This is a genomic window from Sinorhizobium sp. NFACC03 (assembly GCF_900103435.1).
Taxonomy (GTDB): domain Bacteria; phylum Pseudomonadota; class Alphaproteobacteria; order Rhizobiales; family Rhizobiaceae; genus Ensifer.
In genome coordinates this window covers 1-15893 of the sequence record NZ_FMXF01000020.1, presented here as the reverse complement: position 1 = coordinate 15893, position 15893 = coordinate 1, and the positions used below count along the sequence as shown (strand labels likewise).

Sequence of the window (15893 nt, the reverse complement as noted above, 5' to 3'; positions counted from 1 at the left end):
CGACGTGCGCATGCTGATCACACGGCTGGTGCTGGCGGCGGATCGTACCCGCCAGTGGCTGATCGCGCAGTTCGTTTTCCTGCTGCTGACGATCCTGAAGATGTTTCCGGCCGATGCCGCGATCCGCTTCATGGATCGTGCCCTGCGGTTCATCGGGCCGAAGACCAGCCGGCAGAAGCTGACGCTCACCAACCTGCGCAACGCTTTTCCTGAGAAAAGCGAGGCGGAGATCAACGCGATCGCGCTTGAGAGCTGGGGCAACATGGGCCGCATGGCGGCCGAATACGTGTTCCTCGACCGTCTGTTCGATTTCGACCCCGAGCGCACGACGCCCGGCCGTGTCGAGGTGTCGGGCATCCCGTTGTTCCTCGAGCTTCGCGACAATCCGCGCCCCTTCATCGTCTTCACCGCGCACAGCGGCAATTTCGAGATGCTGCCGGTCGCCGGCTCCGCCTTCGGCCTCGACGTGACCGTGCTGTTCCGGCCGCCGAACAACCCTTACGTGGCGGAAAAAGTGTTCAAGTTCCGCGAGGAGCGCATGGGCAATCTGGTGCCGTCACACGCCGGCTCGTCCTTCGCACTCGCCCGCCAGCTCGAACGGGGCCTGGGCGTCGGCGTTCTCGTCGACCAGAAGTTCCGCAAGGGGCTGAAGACCAAGTTTTTCGGCCAGGACGTGCAGACCAATCCGCTGCTGGCCAAGCTCGTCCGCCAGTTCAACTGCGAAGTCTATCCGGCCCGCTGCATAAGGCTGCCGGGCGGCCGTTTCCGGCTGGAGCTGGAACCGGCGATCGCCATTCCCCGCAAGGCCGACGGCAATGTCGACGTCACCGCCACGGCGCAGGTGCTGAACGACAAGGTGGAAAGCTGGGTGCGCGAGTATCCGGGCCAGTGGCTCTGGTATCACGACCGCTGGCACATCAAGCGCTACCTCAAGGACTGATTCCCCTCCGCACGAACGATCGCGCTTGAGCTTGCTTCCGGGCAGCCTTGAGAATTCGGCGCGTTCCGATTTCGGTTCGGCGAGCATCACCTTCGTGGTCCGTCCGCGGCAGCGCATGCCCTTTGTCCCGAAATTGCTTCAAAAGGTTAAGTTTTTCTTTCTGCTGTTGAACGCTAACGCAATGAGTGTAAACTCAACGTTGTCTCGCGAGGGGAAGACTGCAAGCGCTTTGGGTGGCCGGAGCGGTGTGGTTTTACACGGAAAGGGTGGGGAAGCCTCAAAACTAAATCAGTGTCTGCAGCATCAACGCCTGTCTTGAAGTGCATCGAAGCGGCTCTGCCGTGGGGGAATTGGGGTTTCGAATTGAACGCACTGATTGAGCTGTTCTGGTTCAAGTATTCGCAGCTGCAGTATGCCGTACGTACGGCAGACGAGCATTTGATCGGCATTCTGGATCGCGAATTGGATCCGATCCTCAGATCCGTCTACGACGAGAAGGCGGTGAGCGTCGAAGATGCCCGACTTCAGTTCCAGTTCCTGATCGACATCCTGCGCGTCGAAGCCGACGACATCTCCTGCGTGCTCCGGCACTCGCAATTGCTACAGTCGCTGATCAACCGCTATTTTGCGGCGACGGGCGCGGAGAAATTCGCCGACCTCCAGCTCGAGCGGCTGCCGGCCCAGCCGAGCAAGGGCAGGGCGGATGAAGGCCTGCTCAACGAGGCGATCCTCGACAGCTTTCCGGATCGGATCGCGGTGATCACGCCCGACTACCGCTACCTCTACACGAACCCCCGCAATGCCGACCATCTGGAGAGCCGCCCGATGGATCTGATCGGCCGGCACATCGTCGAGTTCATCGGCATCCAGCGCTTCGAGCAGCGGGTGAAATCCTATCTCGATCGTTGTTTTGCGGGCGAGGTGGTCGACTATACCTTCGCCAAGACCGTCGATGCGCGCACGGTCGTCGTGCGTTGCCGGCTGACGCCATGCATGTCCAGCTCCGGCAAGCTCATCGGCGCGATCCTCGTGATCCAGGAACATGCCGACCGCCGCCGCGCGATCGCGGCCTGACACGTCATTGCCGGCGCTACCAATCAAGAGAGAGTGAGGACCCCAAAGACCCGGCCGGGGATCGCGAGGTCGAACCCGCGGGCGAACTGAACAAACTATGGTGTCTTGGTCATGGGCGGATGCTTCCACATGCCATTGAGCGCCTCGTCTTTCGGCCAATAGAGCCGCATCGCGACGAAGAAGGGACCCTTGGGCGCCGGCAGCCAATTCGGCTCCTTGTCCTTGCCCGGCGACTCGTTCTGAACGTAGAAGGTGTAGCCGCCGTCGGCATCCTTCACGAATTGCGGGAGCATCGGCTTGTTAAGCAAATAGCGGTTGATCGGATTGGCAACGAGCAGGCTCGCCGGCAGATCATACATCGTCAGCGACCAGAAGGCGTTGACCGGCGGCATCTTATCGGCGGCGAAATGGACGGTGTAGCGGTTGGCGCCGTCGAGCTTCTGCCCTTCGACGTCAGTGGCGTAGACCGGATACATCGCCTCCTGCTTCGAATTGCCGTAAATGCCGAGAACGGCCGCCGCCATGCGGTAGAGATAATTGTTCTTCAGGTATTCGCGCGTGCCGAAGAGGTCGCCCGAGGTCACCGTTCCGGCGTCGATCTGCTTCTTCAAGCCCTCAAGATCGGCCCAGGCGTCGGCCATACCTTGCTCGATGGCGGTCTTGATGTCCGGCGAGAGCGCCGCAACGTCTATGGTCTTGCCTGCACCAACCCCGATCTTGGCAGAACGCGCCATCAACTCGGTCTCGGATGGATTAGTCGGGCAGAACTGCAGGACGAAATTCAGGATGTTGAAGAACTCCAGCGACTTCTTCTCTTCGTCCGGCGAAAGCGGCTTGGTGAAGTCGATTGCGGGAGCGGCCGCAGGCGCCGCCCCGCCGAGAAACGTCGAAAGCGGCTCTGCCTTGTAGCGATCCTGGATCTTCTTCACATTGTCTAAGTCGTCGGGGTTGAATAGCTGCGTGCGATAGGCCCCGAGAACGAGATCGGTCTCGGCGCGAAACACCTTCTTGATGCCCGCAGGCGTCTCGCCTTTCCAGCCCGGGCCGGCGACCAGGAAGCTGCCGCCGTCGTTGCCGGTCGTGCGGCTGCCGGCATAGTCGAAGTTGAACGTATAAGCGTCGATGAGCTGGATGCTGAAGTACCGGTCCTTCTCGATCACTGGTACGGTGAGGACCATCGGCTCCGCACGCAGGTCCATGCCGATCATCGAATAGGGCGTGTCGGAGTTGGGCGTCTGGATCGCCGTATCGGCGGGGGTGTAGACGCGGGGGATGTTCTTGAGGTGGTTCCACGGCGCCTTGTATTCGGGGTTCTTGTCGTCGACGAAATAGGCGTATTGGATGCGGTAGCTGTCCACCATCGGGAAGCCGTAGATATAGGCTTCCTTGGCGATCTTTCGTGCCTCGTCAGGCGTGATTTCGCTCTGGGCGGCCGCAGTGCCTGGGAAGCGCAATGACGGCATCAGGGCGATCCCGCCGACAAAAGCTCTTCGTGTGATCGTTGTCATGGGCATCGCCTTCCTCGGTTGGCGCATGACGTTCTGCATCGTTCATCAGCGCCGTGTGGACCTGTGAATTCGCAGGAGAAATGAGTAGGTGACTGAAATTTTACAGCGATTTAACGTACGCTGCCGCGCATCGCCAGAACGATTGGGATCGCGTTGCTCCCAAACTCGATCCAGTTTCGCGTATAGCACGAATGGCGTTGCGTTTACAGTCAGATTGTATGCACCTTTGGTCATCCAAAACGGTAGCTTTTGGGCCAGCAAACAGGGCGTGCCCCAGCGCTGTCGTCGACCGGCAGCTTTGGTCGAAAAGCGAAGTTGCACTAAGCAGGGCGGCTGATTCCTAACCGGCGCATTTCGCGATAGACCGTGGAACGGCCAAAGCCAAGTTGCTTGGCAGCTTCCGCGGGAGGTGTTCCCTCCATGATCGACGCGGCCGCGGAGGCCGCCCGGGACACGGATAAAGGCCCAGTGATCGCCGCCGGCATCATTGATGCGCTGCGCCAGGCCAGGAGTCTCCTGCCTGCGATCTCTACTATCGAGCACGCCAGCATCGCCGGCCGGGCGCGCGCCAGAAAACATGCGGCGCATGCACTTCTCTCCGGCCTTCGGTCGGATGGGAACACATCGCCTTCTCCGGCGATTTCCTCTGGGATCGCGCCGCGAAGACAACCGGCCGGAAACCACTGAACCTGACTGGAAAACAGCGAGCAGCGTGAAGGCGTTCAGGCTTCGTCGCCCTTAACGTTGTTTAGCGGGAAACTAGCGCTATGCCCTTAGAGTGAGAAAAGGGACTTGGTGCGGCCGATGACCGGCCGCGAACAATCCTACCTTGCCGCGTGCCGACCGCCCCGTCTGCCGGTTCACCCAACCGGCGAGGTGATGCTGCGCAAACATTCCTGTTCGAAGCCGACGTGTCGCCTGAGGCTGGTGAAAAAGCCGCGCAGCATATAACCGGCGGTTTCGGCATTGACCGTTTGGTCGGCGGCGCCGAGGCGTTCCAGCATCTCCGTCAGTTCTTCGGCGAAGCACTCGTCTTCGCAGTGCTCGTATTTCAGCCGCTCCAGCGTCGCGCCGAGCGTCGGGTCGCCGCGGAAGGTGCGCTCGATCCACGGGAAGACCAGGCTTTCCTCGCCGGAATGCATTTCGCGGATCATCGGTCCGAGCACCTTGGCGGCGTAGACGCATTTCTGCCGATCGATTTCTGCAGGCAGGCTGTCGGCGATCTCCTCGAGACAGTTGCAGAGCGCAAGCTGCTCCTCATGCGCGCGGGCGAGCCATGCGAAAGGCTCGGCCACCGGGACAGCGCGGGGAGGCGGCTCCAGCCGGCTCCGGATTCGTCCCTCTTCAAAAGTCTTTTTCATCGGCTTCAAACGCCAGCTCCCACGGCGCTCCCTGTTATTTGCCGAGGATGATCCAATCGAGGTGGTGCAGCCTTGATCTGAATCAAGGCCAGGATGCCCCGATTCTGACACTTTCCGGCCAGCTGCGGTGGCGCGCCTCGTTCTGGGGCGTGTCGTCGCGTGCGATCGGACCAAGTTGGGGACCCAACCATGAAATACACATTCGAGATGATCCTGCTCGGGGTCGGTGCTTTCCTGGCGCTCGTCGGCGCCGGGTTTGCGCAGGACCGGCACTTTGAAGCCCATATGTGGGTGCTGTTCTTCGTGCTCCTCGCCGGCACTGTCATGCTGATGCGACGCATCGAGTTCAGCCCGGTTTCCGCCGGCAGGGCGCCACCACCACCGCCGCAGTCGGAATATTTCGACGAGGTGGTCAAGTATGGCGTGATCGCCACCGTCTTCTGGGGCGTCGTCGGCTTTCTCGTGGGCGTCGTGGTTGCACTCCAGCTTGCCTTTCCCGACCTCAACATCGAGCCCTGGTTCAACTTCGGCCGCATGCGGCCGCTGCACACTTCGGCTGTCATTTTCGCCTTCGGCGGCAACGCGCTGATCGCGACGTCCTTCTACATCGTCCAGCGTACCAGCCGCGCGCGCCTTTTCGGCGGCAATCTCGGCTGGTTCGTGTTCTGGGGCTACCAGCTCTTCATCATCATGGCGGCCACCGGCTACCTGCTCGGCATCACCCAGTCGAAGGAATATGCGGAGCCGGAATGGTATGTCGACCTGTGGCTGACGATCGTCTGGGTCGCCTATCTCATCGCCTTCCTCGGCACGCTTCTGACGCGCAAGGAGCCGCATATCTATGTGGCCAACTGGTTCTACCTCGCCTTCATCGTCACGATCGCGATGCTGCACATCGTCAACAACCTGGCGGTGCCGGTCTCCTTCCTCGGCTCGAAGAGCTACTCGGCCTTTGCCGGCGTGCAGGATGCGCTGACGCAGTGGTGGTACGGGCATAACGCCGTCGGCTTCTTCCTGACGGCCGGCTTCCTCGGCATGATGTATTACTTCATCCCCAAGCAGGCCAATCGCCCGGTCTATTCCTACCGCCTGTCGATCATCCATTTCTGGTCGCTGATCTTCATGTACATCTGGGCGGGTCCGCACCACCTGCACTATACGGCGCTGCCCGACTGGGCGCAGACGCTCGGCATGGTCTTCTCGGTCATGCTGTGGATGCCCTCCTGGGGCGGCATGATCAACGGCCTGATGACGCTTTCGGGCGCCTGGGACAAGATCCGTACCGACCCGATCATCCGCATGATGGTGATGGCGGTTGCCTTCTACGGCATGGCGACCTTCGAAGGTCCGATGATGTCGATCAAGACGGTCAACTCGCTCAGCCACTACACCGACTGGACGATCGGCCACGTGCATTCGGGTGCGCTCGGCTGGAACGGCCTCATCACCTTCGGCGCGATCTACTATCTGACGCCCAAGCTATGGAACCGCGAGCGGCTCTATAGCGTGCGCATGGTCAACTGGCACTTCTGGCTCGCCACGCTCGGCATCGTCGTCTACGCGGCGGTCATGTGGGTCGCCGGCATCCAGCAGGGCCTGATGTGGCGCGAGTACGACGACCAGGGCTTCCTCGTCTATTCCTTCGCGGAATCGGTCGCGGCCATGGTTCCCTACTACGTGCTGCGTGCTCTTGGCGGCGCACTGTTCCTCGCCGGGGCTCTGCTCATGGCCTTCAACGTAACAATGACCATCCTCGGCCGCGTGCGTGACGAAGCTCCGATCTTCGGTGCTGCTCAGCCCGCGCTGAAAGCTGCGGAATAGGAGGGCATAGACCATGTCCATTCTCGACAAACACGCGACCCTTGAACGCAACGCCACCCTGCTGCTCGTCGGCTCGCTGCTCGTCGTCTCCATCGGCGGCATCGTGGAAATCGCGCCGCTCTTCTATCTCGAAAACACCATCGAGAAGGTGGAGGGGATGAGGCCCTATTCGCCGCTGGAGCTCGCCGGTCGCGACATCTATGTGCGTGAAGGCTGCTACGTCTGTCACAGCCAGATGATCCGGCCGTTCCGCGACGAAGTGGAGCGCTACGGTCATTACTCTCTGGCGGCGGAATCCATGTACGACCATCCGTTCCAGTGGGGCTCCAAGCGCACCGGACCGGACCTCGCCCGCGTCGGCGACCGCTATTCCAACGAATGGCACGTGCAGCACATGACCGAGCCGCGCTCGGTCGTGCCGGAATCGGTCATGCCGAGCTACGCCTTCCTCAAGGAGACGACGCTCGACGTGAACAACATCGCCGCGAACCTGAAGGCCAACAAGGCGGTCGGCGTTCCCTATACGGACGAGATGATCGACAACGCGCTTGCCGACATCAAGGCGCAGGCTGATCCGAATGCCGACACCTCCGGCGTCGAGGCGCGCTATCCGAAGGCCAAGCTCGGCGACTTCGACGGCAACCAGCAGAGGCTGACGGAGATGGACGCGCTCGTCGCCTATCTGCAGATGCTTGGTACGCTGGTCGACTTCTCCACCTACGACGACACCACCGGTTATCGCTAAGGGAGACACGCACATGGAAACCTATACGGCCATGCGCCAGTTCGCCGATAGCTGGGCGCTCCTTGCCATGACGCTCTTCTTCCTCGGCGTCGTCGGCTTCATCTTCCGGCCCGGCGCCAAGAAGGCCGCCGATGATGCCGCAGCCATCCCCCTGAAGGAGGATTAATAGTATGGCGGACAAACACGTCGACGAAATCAGCGGCGTCGAGACCACCGGCCACGAGTGGGACGGTATCCGCGAACTGAACAACCCGATGCCGCGCTGGTGGGTCTATACCTTCTACGCGACCATCGTCTGGGCGGTCGGCTACATGATCGTCTATCCGGCGGTGCCGCTTCTGACGGACGCGACCAAGGGTGTGCTCGGCTATTCGAGCCGCGCCGAGGTGAGCGCCGAACTCGCCAGCGCCAAGGCGGCCCAGGCCGGCAATCTCGAAAAGATCGCCTCGAGCTCGATCGAGCAGATCATTGCCGATCCGCAGCTGCAGCAGTTCGCCGTTTCCGGCGGCGCATCGGCCTTCAAGGTCAACTGCGCCCAGTGCCATGGCTCGGGTGCTGCGGGTTCCGCCGGCTTCCCGAACCTCAACGACGACGACTGGCTCTGGGGCGGCAAGCCCGAGGAGATCTACCAGACGATCGCTCACGGCATTCGCTACACTGGCGATGGCGAGACCCGCGTTTCGGAAATGCCGTCCTTTGCCGAAATCCTGCAGCCGGAAGAGATCAAGCAGACGGCGGCCTACGTCGTCAGCCTTACCGGCACGCCGTCGGACGTCTCGATGGTCGAGCCGGGCAAGGCACTGTTCGAAGCCAATTGCGCCTCCTGTCATGGTGCCGATGCCAAGGGCAACCGCGAGTTCGGCGCGCCTGATCTCGCCGACGCACTGTGGCTCAACGGCGAGGGCGAGCAGGCGATCGTCGCCCAGATGAAGGCACCCAAGCACGGCGTCATGCCCGCCTGGCTGCCGCGCCTCGGCGACACCACGGTCAAGCAGCTTGCGGTGTTCGTGCATTCGCTGGGCGGGGGCGAGTAGGCTATCGTCTGTGGTTGGTGGGCGGGCTGCCCCTCAACCGCCTGCCGGCACCTTCTCCCCGCAGGCGGGGAGAAGGGAAACGCGGCGCCAGCATCGCCAATCTCGAGCGTTGAGGCTTGGCGACAGAGAGCGAGCCAAGCGTTTCTCTCCCCGCGTGTGGGGAGAGATGTCCGGCAGGACAGTGAGGGTCGATCCTAAAGTCGTAAAGTGGGGATGGGTGTCCACAGGATATGGATGGCGCCTTAATCACCTCCTTCATTCCTGTGCTCGTCACAGGAATCCAGCAGCGCCGCGTCGGCGGCGCGGGAGACCCCTTGCAGTCTGCAAATCAGGCGTCCCGGCTCTGCTCCTCCCGCCGTGCCGACGCACGGCTGCTGGATCTCTGTGACAAGCACAGAGATGAGGGTGGAGATGGCTGCGGTCGCTCAGCCTGCCGAAGGGGCAGCCCTCGTTCCCGTGCTGGTCTGGGGCGTCGACTGCCCTTACTGCGCCGACCAAACCGCCAGCTCGTATCCGTCAGGGTCGGCGAAATGGAAGCGGCGGCCGCCGGGGAAGGTGAAGATCGGCTTGACGATCTTGCCGCCGGCCTTTTCGACGCGGGCCAGCATGTCCTCGAGGTTGTCGGCATAGAGGATGATCAGCGGCCCACCGCTGCCGACGGGACCCGTGGTGGTGAAACCGCCGGTCAGACGGCCGTCCTGGAATTCGCAATATTCCGGGCCGTAGTCGGTGAAGGTCCAGCCGAAGGCGCTGCCGTAGAAGGCCTTGGCGGCAGCGATGTCGGAGACGTTGAACTCGACATAGTCGATGCGGCTGTCGTTGCCCTTGTTGCCCATTTTCCTACCTGTCTTTTCCGGATTCCATGATTGATTTCAAAGTGGCGAGATCCTTTGCCACCCAACCGGCGTCGCCGGCAAATTGTTCAGCGCTCATGCCCGGCTGACGCAGCAGCGTGAACATCACCTCCGCCCCGTCGCCGTTCGGCACGACGCGCAGCGCGTTATGAACCTCGGTACCGTCCGCGAGCGTGACGAGATGATCGACGACTCCGAAGTCGTTGGCGGGGGCGAAGCGCACACGGGCCTCGCCGAGCGGTCCCGGCGCCAGCCAGTCCTCGCCGTCGCGCGTCAGGCCCGACGATAGGCCGGACGCCCAGCGCGGCATGTTCTCGGGCTTGGCCATGAAGGCATAGACCTCGCGCCAGTCGCGGGCGATGGTGGTGTGGATGATCTTTGCTTCAAGTGTTGCCATGCTTGGTTCTCCTGAGTGAGGACGTAGCACGGGCGGCCCCGCCGGTCTTGAACGAAACGGCCAGTCAGGCCGCTTGCCGATGGGCGGAAAGCTGGCGGCGGATTTCCGCCGGTGAAAGCGACGTCAGTTCCCTGGCTTCGCGCGAAAGATGCGCCTGGTCGGCATAGCCGGCATCAAGAGCGAGGATGCCGAGGCGTACGGATGGCTCGCCGCGGCATGCCCCAAGGAATCGTTGCAGACGCAGGATGCGATCGAGGGTCTTGGCGCCATAGCCGAAATGTTCGTGGCAGCGGCGGCGCAGCGTCCGCTCGCTGGTGCCGGTGGCGGCGGCCAATGCGCTGATGGGGTTGTCGGACGAATCGCGCCGTTGCGTGAGATGGGCGAGCGCGGCTGCGACATCGCCGGGCGGCGGGGAGACGGCCGGTGAGCGCTCTAGCACTGCTGCCGCCATGATATCGGCGCGGATGGCATCCGGCGCGTCCTGAAGCTTGGCATCAAGTTCGCGCGCGGCTTTGCCCCAGAAGGCGTCGAGCGGGACGATTTGACCGGTGATTTCCGAAAGCGATGTGCGCAGAAACGACGCGGCGACGCCCGGGCGGAAGCGCAGGCCGATGACCTTGGCGCCCGGCGCGATCACGGGAAAGGCAGCGGTCCGATCAGGGCCGGCAACGACGAGACCGCGATTGGACCAGAGGATGTCGACGCAGCCGTCGGGGACGACCGCGATCGGCGCGGGCGGTCCCTCCGGCATCTGGTGGCTCCACAGGCATTCGACATGCCCGGCGAGAGCGTGAGGCGCGGCACGCTCGCGATAGGTGCCGCGCTGTTTGGCCAGCGTCAGGGGCTCGAGGGAGCCGTGCATGCTTTCTCCTTCGCGACTGTCCTGCCTTGCCTTCAGCATAGCCGATATAGGGAAACATGCAGCAATTCAAAGTACTACGGCGACCTTTGCGCGTCTCATAAGGCGCGTGGCGTTGTGGTGCAGATGGGCTCGAGCGCAAGGCCCTTGGCGTCCTTCCGCACCAAAGGTCGTTGCCGACCGCTGCGGTTCCGATGGCTCGGACGTTTCGCCGCATGGCGCGGCCTTAGGCCGCAAACTTGACACAGATCAACGTTTTCGGCGGTCAAATCGGGCAAGACATGGCTCAATACGCGATATCCGGGATGTCCCACTTATGAACTCTCAATCCGCCGCCAACGCCGCATCCGTCGAACGTCACGAGGCCGAACCGGTCAATGCGGCGCATGTGCGCAAGCCGCTCTACGAAAAGCGCAAGAAGATCTTCCCGAAACGCGCCGAGGGCAGCTTCCGCCGCTTCAAGTGGCTGGTGATGCTGGTGACGCTCGGCATCTACTATCTGACGCCGTGGATCCGCTGGGATCGCGGCGAACATGCGCCAGATCAGGCGGTGCTGGTCGATCTCGCCGCCCGTCGCTTCTATTTCTTCTTCATCGAAATCTGGCCGCAGGAATTCTTCTTCGTGGCCGGCCTGCTGGTCATGGCAGGCTTCGGCCTGTTCCTGGTGACGTCTGCCGTCGGGCGCGCCTGGTGCGGCTATACCTGTCCGCAGACGGTGTGGGTCGATCTCTTCCTGGTGGTGGAGCGCTACATCGAAGGCGACCGCAACGCCCGCATGAAACTCGACGCCGGCCCCTGGACGGTCGCCAAGATCGTCAAGCGCGTGTCGAAGCACTCGATCTGGATCCTGATCGGTATTGCCACCGGCGGCGCGTGGATCTTCTATTTTGCCGATGCGCCGACGCTTCTGAAAAGCTTCGTTTCGCTGGAAGCACCAACCGTCGCCTACATGACCGTCGGTATCCTGACCGCCACCACCTATGTCTTCGGCGGGCTGATGCGCGAGCAGGTCTGCACCTATATGTGCCCCTGGCCGCGCATCCAGGCGGCGATGCTCGATGAGAATTCGCTGGTCGTCACCTATAACGACTGGCGCGGCGAGCCGCGCTCGCGCCACCAGAAGAAGGCGGTGGCAGCCGGGGAGGCCGTCGGCGATTGCGTCGATTGCAACGCCTGCGTCGTCGTCTGTCCGATGGGCATCGACATCCGTGACGGCCAGCAGCTCGAATGCATCACCTGCGCGCTCTGCATCGACGCCTGCAACGGCGTCATGGACAAGGTCGGCCGCGAGCGCGGACTGATCTCCTATGCGACGCTGAACGACTATGCCTCCAACATGGCGCTTGCCACCAATGGCGGCACGACGGCGATCGACCCGAGCCGGATTCGCAACGCGGATGGCGCCTTCTCCGACAAGGTCCGCCATTTCAACTGGAAGATCGTCTTCCGTCCGCGCGTGCTCGTCTATCTCGGTGTCTGGACGCTCGTCGGCATCGGGCTGCTCTATGCGCTCTTGTCGCGCGACCGGCTGGAGATCAACGTGCTGCACGACCGCAACCCGCAATTCGTCGTCGAATCCGACGGTTCGGTGCGCAACGGCTACATGGTCAAGCTCTTGAACATGATCCCCGAACAACGCACCATCACGCTCGCGATCGACGGTATGTCTTCGGCGACGATGCGCATCGCCGGCCAGGCGGCGGGCGACGGCCGCACCTTTGCGATCGGCGTCGATCCGGACAAGGTCACCGCCGTGAAAGTGTTCGTGACGCTGCCGAAGGACAAGCTTGGCGAAGCGGCTGACGGTTTCAGCCTGATCGTCGAGGATCCGTCGAGCCACGAGCGCGACGTCTACAAGGCCAACTTCAACAGCCCTGGAGCGGCGAAATGATCACCAAACAGGCAAAGGCACCGCGGCCCTTCACCGGCTGGCATATGCTGGGCGTCATGGTGCTGTTCTTCGGCACGATCATCACCGTCAATCTGATCATGGCCTGGAATGCCAGCCATAGCTGGAGCGGGCTGGTGGTGCAGAACACTTATGTCGCCAGCCAGCAGTTCAACGGCAAGGTGAAGGAGGCGAAGGCCTTCGCCGCCAGCGGGCTCGAAGGCAAGCTCAGTGTCGAACAGGAAGCGCTGCGCTACACGCTAACGCGACAGGGCAAGCCGGAACTGACCGCGGACAAGGTGGTCGCGGTCCTGAAGCGCCCGGTCGAGGAGCATGAGGATGTGACGGTCGAGATGGCGCATCAGGGCGAGGGCGTGTTCGTTGCTGCCGCGACGCTGAAGCGCGGCCAGTGGATCGCCGATATCACCGCGACCAAGGGCGACACGGTCGTCTATCGCCAGGCCATCCGCTTCATGGCGCCGGGAGCAGCGCAATGAGCTGCTGCGCTCCTGGAACCGAAATGGCTCTGGAGATCGACAGGGCCGGGCAGGGACTGCCCACATCGGAAGAGCTCTGGCTGACGAGCCGGTCGCTCGGCGGCGGGTTGCGCCAGACGGACCTCAGCGTACCCGGCGTGCATTGCGGCGCCTGCATCGCGACACTTGAGGGCGCCTTGAAAGCGCGGCCCGAGGTTGAGCGGGCGCGCGTCAACCTTTCGTCGCGGCGGGTGGCGATCGTCTGGAAGGAAGAGGTCGATGACGCCCGCACCGATCCGCGGGAACTGGCGCGCACCATCCGCGCGCGGGGCTACGAGACCCATCTCTTCGCGCCGGGCGAGGAAGACGGCGACCAGACGCTGAAGCAGCTGGTGCGCGCCGTCGCCGTTGCGGGCTTTGCCTCGGCCAATATCATGCTGCTCTCCGTCTCCGTCTGGTCGGGCGCGGAGGCGGCCACGCGCGATCTCTTCCACTGGATCTCGGCGCTGATTGCCGCGCCGACGCTGATCTATTCCGGGCGCTTCTTCTACGCGTCCGCCTGGAATGCGCTGAAGCACGGCCGCACCAACATGGACGTGCCGATCGCGCTTGCGATCACGCTCTCCTTCTCGATCTCGCTCTACGAGACGATTACCCACGGCACCCATGCCTGGTTCGACGGCACGGTGATGCTTCTCTTCTTCCTGCTGATCGGCCGCACGCTCGATCATATGATGCGCGGGCGTGCGCGTTCTGCGATCAGCAGCTTGGCCAGGCTGTCGCCGCGCGGCGCGATGGTGCTCGATGCCGACGGCGGGCGCGAATATCGTCCGGTCGACGAGATCAAGCCGGGCGAAAAGCTGGCGATCGCCGCCGGCGAACGCATCCCGGTCGATGGTCGCATTCTCATCGGCGCCAGTGACCTCGATCGCTCGATCGTCAATGGCGAGAGCGCGCCGGTGCCGGTCAAGGCAGGCGACAGCGTCGAGGCGGGCACGCTGAACCTCACCGGACCGGTGACGATCGAGGCGACCGCTGCGGCGCGCGACTCGCTGCTTGCCGAGATCATGGGCCTGATGGAGGCCGCCGAAGGGGGCAGGGCACGCTATCGCCGTATCGCCGACCGGGCGGCGCAATATTACTCGCCCGCGGTGCACCTCCTGGCGCTTTTGAGCTTCATCGGCTGGATGTTCGTCAATGGCGACTTCCACCATGCGATGCTGGTTGCGGTCGCGGTATTGATCATCACCTGCCCCTGCGCGCTAGGGCTGGCGGTGCCGGTCGTGCAGGTGATTGCCGCCGGACGGCTGTTCCAGAATGGCGTCATGGTCAAGGACGGCTCGGCCATGGAGCGGCTGGCCGAAATCGATACGGTGCTGCTCGACAAGACGGGCACGCTGACGGTGGGCGAGCCGCGGCTCGTCAATGGCCAGGATATTCAGGCATCGGTACTGGCCACAGCGGCGGGGCTGGCTGCTCATTCGCGCCATCCGCTGGCCATGGCCATTCACGATGCTGCAAAGCTTGCCCCTGTCATTGCCGGCGAGATCCGCGAGATTCCCGGTGCCGGGATCGAGGCCCGCACGGAAGCGGGCACCTACCGGCTCGGCAGCCGCGCTTTTGCCTGTGGCGACGCCGGCGAGGCGAGCGGCCAATCCGAGACGATCCTGTCGCTCGACGGCCGCGAACTTGGCTGCTTCCGCTTCGAGGATCGGCTCAGGCCCTACGCCCGTGAAAGCATCGAGGAGCTTGGCCGGCTCGGCCTGTCGACCGGCATTCTCTCCGGTGACCGCGAACCTGTCGTGGCGGCGCTTGCCCGCCGGGTCGGCATCGACAGATTCAAGGCTGAGCTGACGCCGCGTGGCAAGGTGGACGAATGTGCGCTTGCGGCCGAAGGGGGCCGCCGCGTGCTGATGGTCGGCGATGGCATCAACGACGCTCCGGCGCTTCGCGCTGCCCATGTCTCGATGGCCCCGGCAACGGCCGCGGACGTCGGGCGCCAGGCGGCGGATTTCGTCTTCCTGCACCAGGGGCTGAACGCTGTGCCGATGGCGATCGACACATCGCGCCGGGCCGGGCGGCTGATCCGCCAGAACTTCGCGCTGGCGATCGGTTACAACGTGATTGCCGTTCCGATCGCGATCCTCGGCTATGCGACGCCGCTGATCGCAGCGGTTGCCATGTCGACCTCGTCGGTGATCGTCGTTGCCAACGCCTTGCGTCTGCGTGCTGCCACCGGCAATGTTGCCGAGGAGGCGCGCGACGGCCAAGCGCCTGCCGCCCTTCGTCCAGTCGGGAATGCCTCATGAACACGCTGATCTATCTCATTCCCATCGCGTTGTTTCTCGGCGGCATCGGTCTCGTCGCCTTCCTCTGGGCGCTGAAGAGCGGCCAGTACGAAGACCTCGAAGGCGCGTCCTGGCGGGTGCTCGACGACGGCGACGGCAAGCCCGAAAAGAAGTGATTTTGTCAGGAATCGCTTGTCGTTAATCGATTTGAATGCCAAAACATCCTCCGCCGTCGCTTCTTGCGCCAGGGCCTTTGACAGAGCCCGCCGCGAGAGGGCGAAGTTCAATTCGAAGGGCCGGCACCGACGCGCTTATCCCGATCGCGCCCGGCACTTCTGTCCAATGGAGGCAATCACGTGTCACAGGCGGAAATCGGCCTAATCGGTCTCGGCGTCATGGGCTCGAACCTGGCGCTCAACATCGCTGAAAAGGGCAACAAGATCGCGGTGTTCAACCGCACCGTCGAGGCGACGCACAAGTTCTACGCGGAAGCCGGCGAGCTCAAGGGCCAGATCGTGCCCTGCGACACCATCGAAGAGTTTGTTGCCGCCATCCGTCCGCCGCGCCCGATCATCATCATGATCAAGGCCGGCGAGCCGGTCGATCAGCAGATGACGATCCTCGAGCCCTACCTTTCCAAGGGCGACA

Annotated in this window: 17 protein-coding genes; 12 read left to right on the top strand and 5 right to left on the bottom strand. The window is 63.1% G+C overall.

Translation table 11 applies throughout. The features are described 5' to 3' along the window. The first annotated feature begins 10 nt into the window (after positions 1–10). Complete coding sequence (locus BLU35_RS22675) at positions 11–940, top strand: lipid A biosynthesis lauroyl acyltransferase (protein ID WP_057254466.1); 930 nt, start codon at positions 11–13, stop codon at positions 938–940. A 363-nt stretch (positions 941–1303) separates the two neighbouring features. After that, complete coding sequence (locus tag BLU35_RS22670) at positions 1304–2014, top strand: PAS domain-containing protein (RefSeq protein ID WP_057254468.1); 711 nt, start codon at positions 1304–1306, stop codon at positions 2012–2014. A 95-nt stretch (positions 2015–2109) separates the two neighbouring features. On the opposite strand, the gene BLU35_RS22665 is transcribed toward BLU35_RS22670, so the two are convergent. After that, positions 2110–3477: a DUF1254 domain-containing protein gene (locus BLU35_RS22665; protein ID WP_286161593.1), complete on the bottom strand. Its 1368-nt coding sequence runs from the start codon at positions 3475–3477 to the stop codon at positions 2110–2112. A gap of 465 nt (positions 3478–3942) precedes the next feature. Between BLU35_RS22665 and BLU35_RS35090 the strand changes: the two genes are divergently transcribed. Further along, a complete protein-coding gene (locus tag BLU35_RS35090; protein WP_110879462.1) occupies positions 3943–4209 on the top strand; it encodes a DUF4158 domain-containing protein in 267 nt (88 codons plus the stop codon). Between the two features lie 173 nt (positions 4210–4382). On the opposite strand, the gene BLU35_RS22655 is transcribed toward BLU35_RS35090, so the two are convergent. Next, on the bottom strand, positions 4383–4883 hold the full coding sequence (locus BLU35_RS22655) for a hemerythrin domain-containing protein (RefSeq protein WP_057254471.1): 501 nt from the start codon (positions 4881–4883) through the stop codon (positions 4383–4385). 189 nt (positions 4884–5072) lie between these two features. Between BLU35_RS22655 and ccoN the strand changes: the two genes are divergently transcribed. The 4 genes from ccoN to ccoP are packed head-to-tail and all read left to right on the top strand — an operon-like array spanning position 5073 to position 8483. Next, positions 5073–6704 carry a cytochrome-c oxidase, cbb3-type subunit I gene (ccoN, locus tag BLU35_RS22650; RefSeq protein ID WP_058323180.1) on the top strand — a complete coding sequence of 544 codons (1632 nt, stop codon included), beginning with the start codon at positions 5073–5075 and terminating at the stop codon, positions 6702–6704. A gap of 13 nt (positions 6705–6717) precedes the next feature. Next, positions 6718–7449: a cytochrome-c oxidase, cbb3-type subunit II gene (ccoO, locus tag BLU35_RS22645; protein WP_093234591.1), complete on the top strand. Its 732-nt coding sequence runs from the start codon at positions 6718–6720 to the stop codon at positions 7447–7449. 13 nt (positions 7450–7462) lie between these two features. Further along, entirely contained in the window at positions 7463–7615 is a 153-nt protein-coding gene (locus BLU35_RS22640) for a CcoQ/FixQ family Cbb3-type cytochrome c oxidase assembly chaperone (protein ID WP_057254226.1), read from the top strand. Between the two features lie 4 nt (positions 7616–7619). Further along, complete coding sequence (ccoP, locus tag BLU35_RS22635) at positions 7620–8483, top strand: cytochrome-c oxidase, cbb3-type subunit III (protein WP_058323178.1); 864 nt, start codon at positions 7620–7622, stop codon at positions 8481–8483. A 482-nt stretch (positions 8484–8965) separates the two neighbouring features. Here ccoP and BLU35_RS22630 read toward each other — a convergent pair whose 3' ends face one another. The 3 genes from BLU35_RS22630 to BLU35_RS22620 all read right to left on the bottom strand — a co-directional run bounded on the left by BLU35_RS22630 (position 8966) and on the right by BLU35_RS22620 (position 10596). Beyond that, entirely contained in the window at positions 8966–9319 is a 354-nt protein-coding gene (locus tag BLU35_RS22630) for a VOC family protein (RefSeq protein WP_057254230.1), read from the bottom strand. Positions 9320–9323: 4 nt separating this feature from the next. Continuing rightward, positions 9324–9734 carry an SRPBCC family protein gene (locus BLU35_RS22625; RefSeq protein WP_093234590.1) on the bottom strand — a complete coding sequence of 137 codons (411 nt, stop codon included), beginning with the start codon at positions 9732–9734 and terminating at the stop codon, positions 9324–9326. A gap of 64 nt (positions 9735–9798) precedes the next feature. Beyond that, entirely contained in the window at positions 9799–10596 is a 798-nt protein-coding gene (locus tag BLU35_RS22620) for an AraC family transcriptional regulator (RefSeq protein WP_093234589.1), read from the bottom strand. 313 nt (positions 10597–10909) lie between these two features. On the opposite strand from BLU35_RS22620, the gene ccoG reads away from it, so the two are divergent. The 5 genes from ccoG to BLU35_RS22595 form a co-directional block, all read left to right on the top strand. Next, the gene (gene ccoG, locus BLU35_RS22615; RefSeq protein ID WP_093234588.1) at positions 10910–12484 is read left to right on the top strand and encodes a cytochrome c oxidase accessory protein CcoG; all 1575 of its coding nucleotides are present in this window, start codon (positions 10910–10912) and stop codon (positions 12482–12484) included. Further along, complete coding sequence (locus BLU35_RS22610; RefSeq protein WP_058326996.1) at positions 12481–12978, top strand: FixH family protein; 498 nt, start codon at positions 12481–12483, stop codon at positions 12976–12978. Before ccoG ends, BLU35_RS22610 begins: the two co-directional genes overlap by 4 nt. Continuing rightward, on the top strand, positions 12975–15266 hold the full coding sequence (locus BLU35_RS22605; protein WP_093234587.1) for a cation-translocating P-type ATPase: 2292 nt from the start codon (positions 12975–12977) through the stop codon (positions 15264–15266). Before BLU35_RS22610 ends, BLU35_RS22605 begins: the two co-directional genes overlap by 4 nt. Further along, complete coding sequence (gene ccoS / locus BLU35_RS22600; RefSeq protein ID WP_043615060.1) at positions 15263–15421, top strand: cbb3-type cytochrome oxidase assembly protein CcoS; 159 nt, start codon at positions 15263–15265, stop codon at positions 15419–15421. The genes BLU35_RS22605 and ccoS overlap by 4 nt, the downstream gene beginning before the upstream one ends. 180 nt (positions 15422–15601) lie before the next feature. Beyond that, positions 15602–15893: NAD(P)-binding domain-containing protein (locus BLU35_RS22595; RefSeq protein ID WP_176907380.1), on the top strand; the 292-nt coding region annotated here is incomplete at its 3' end.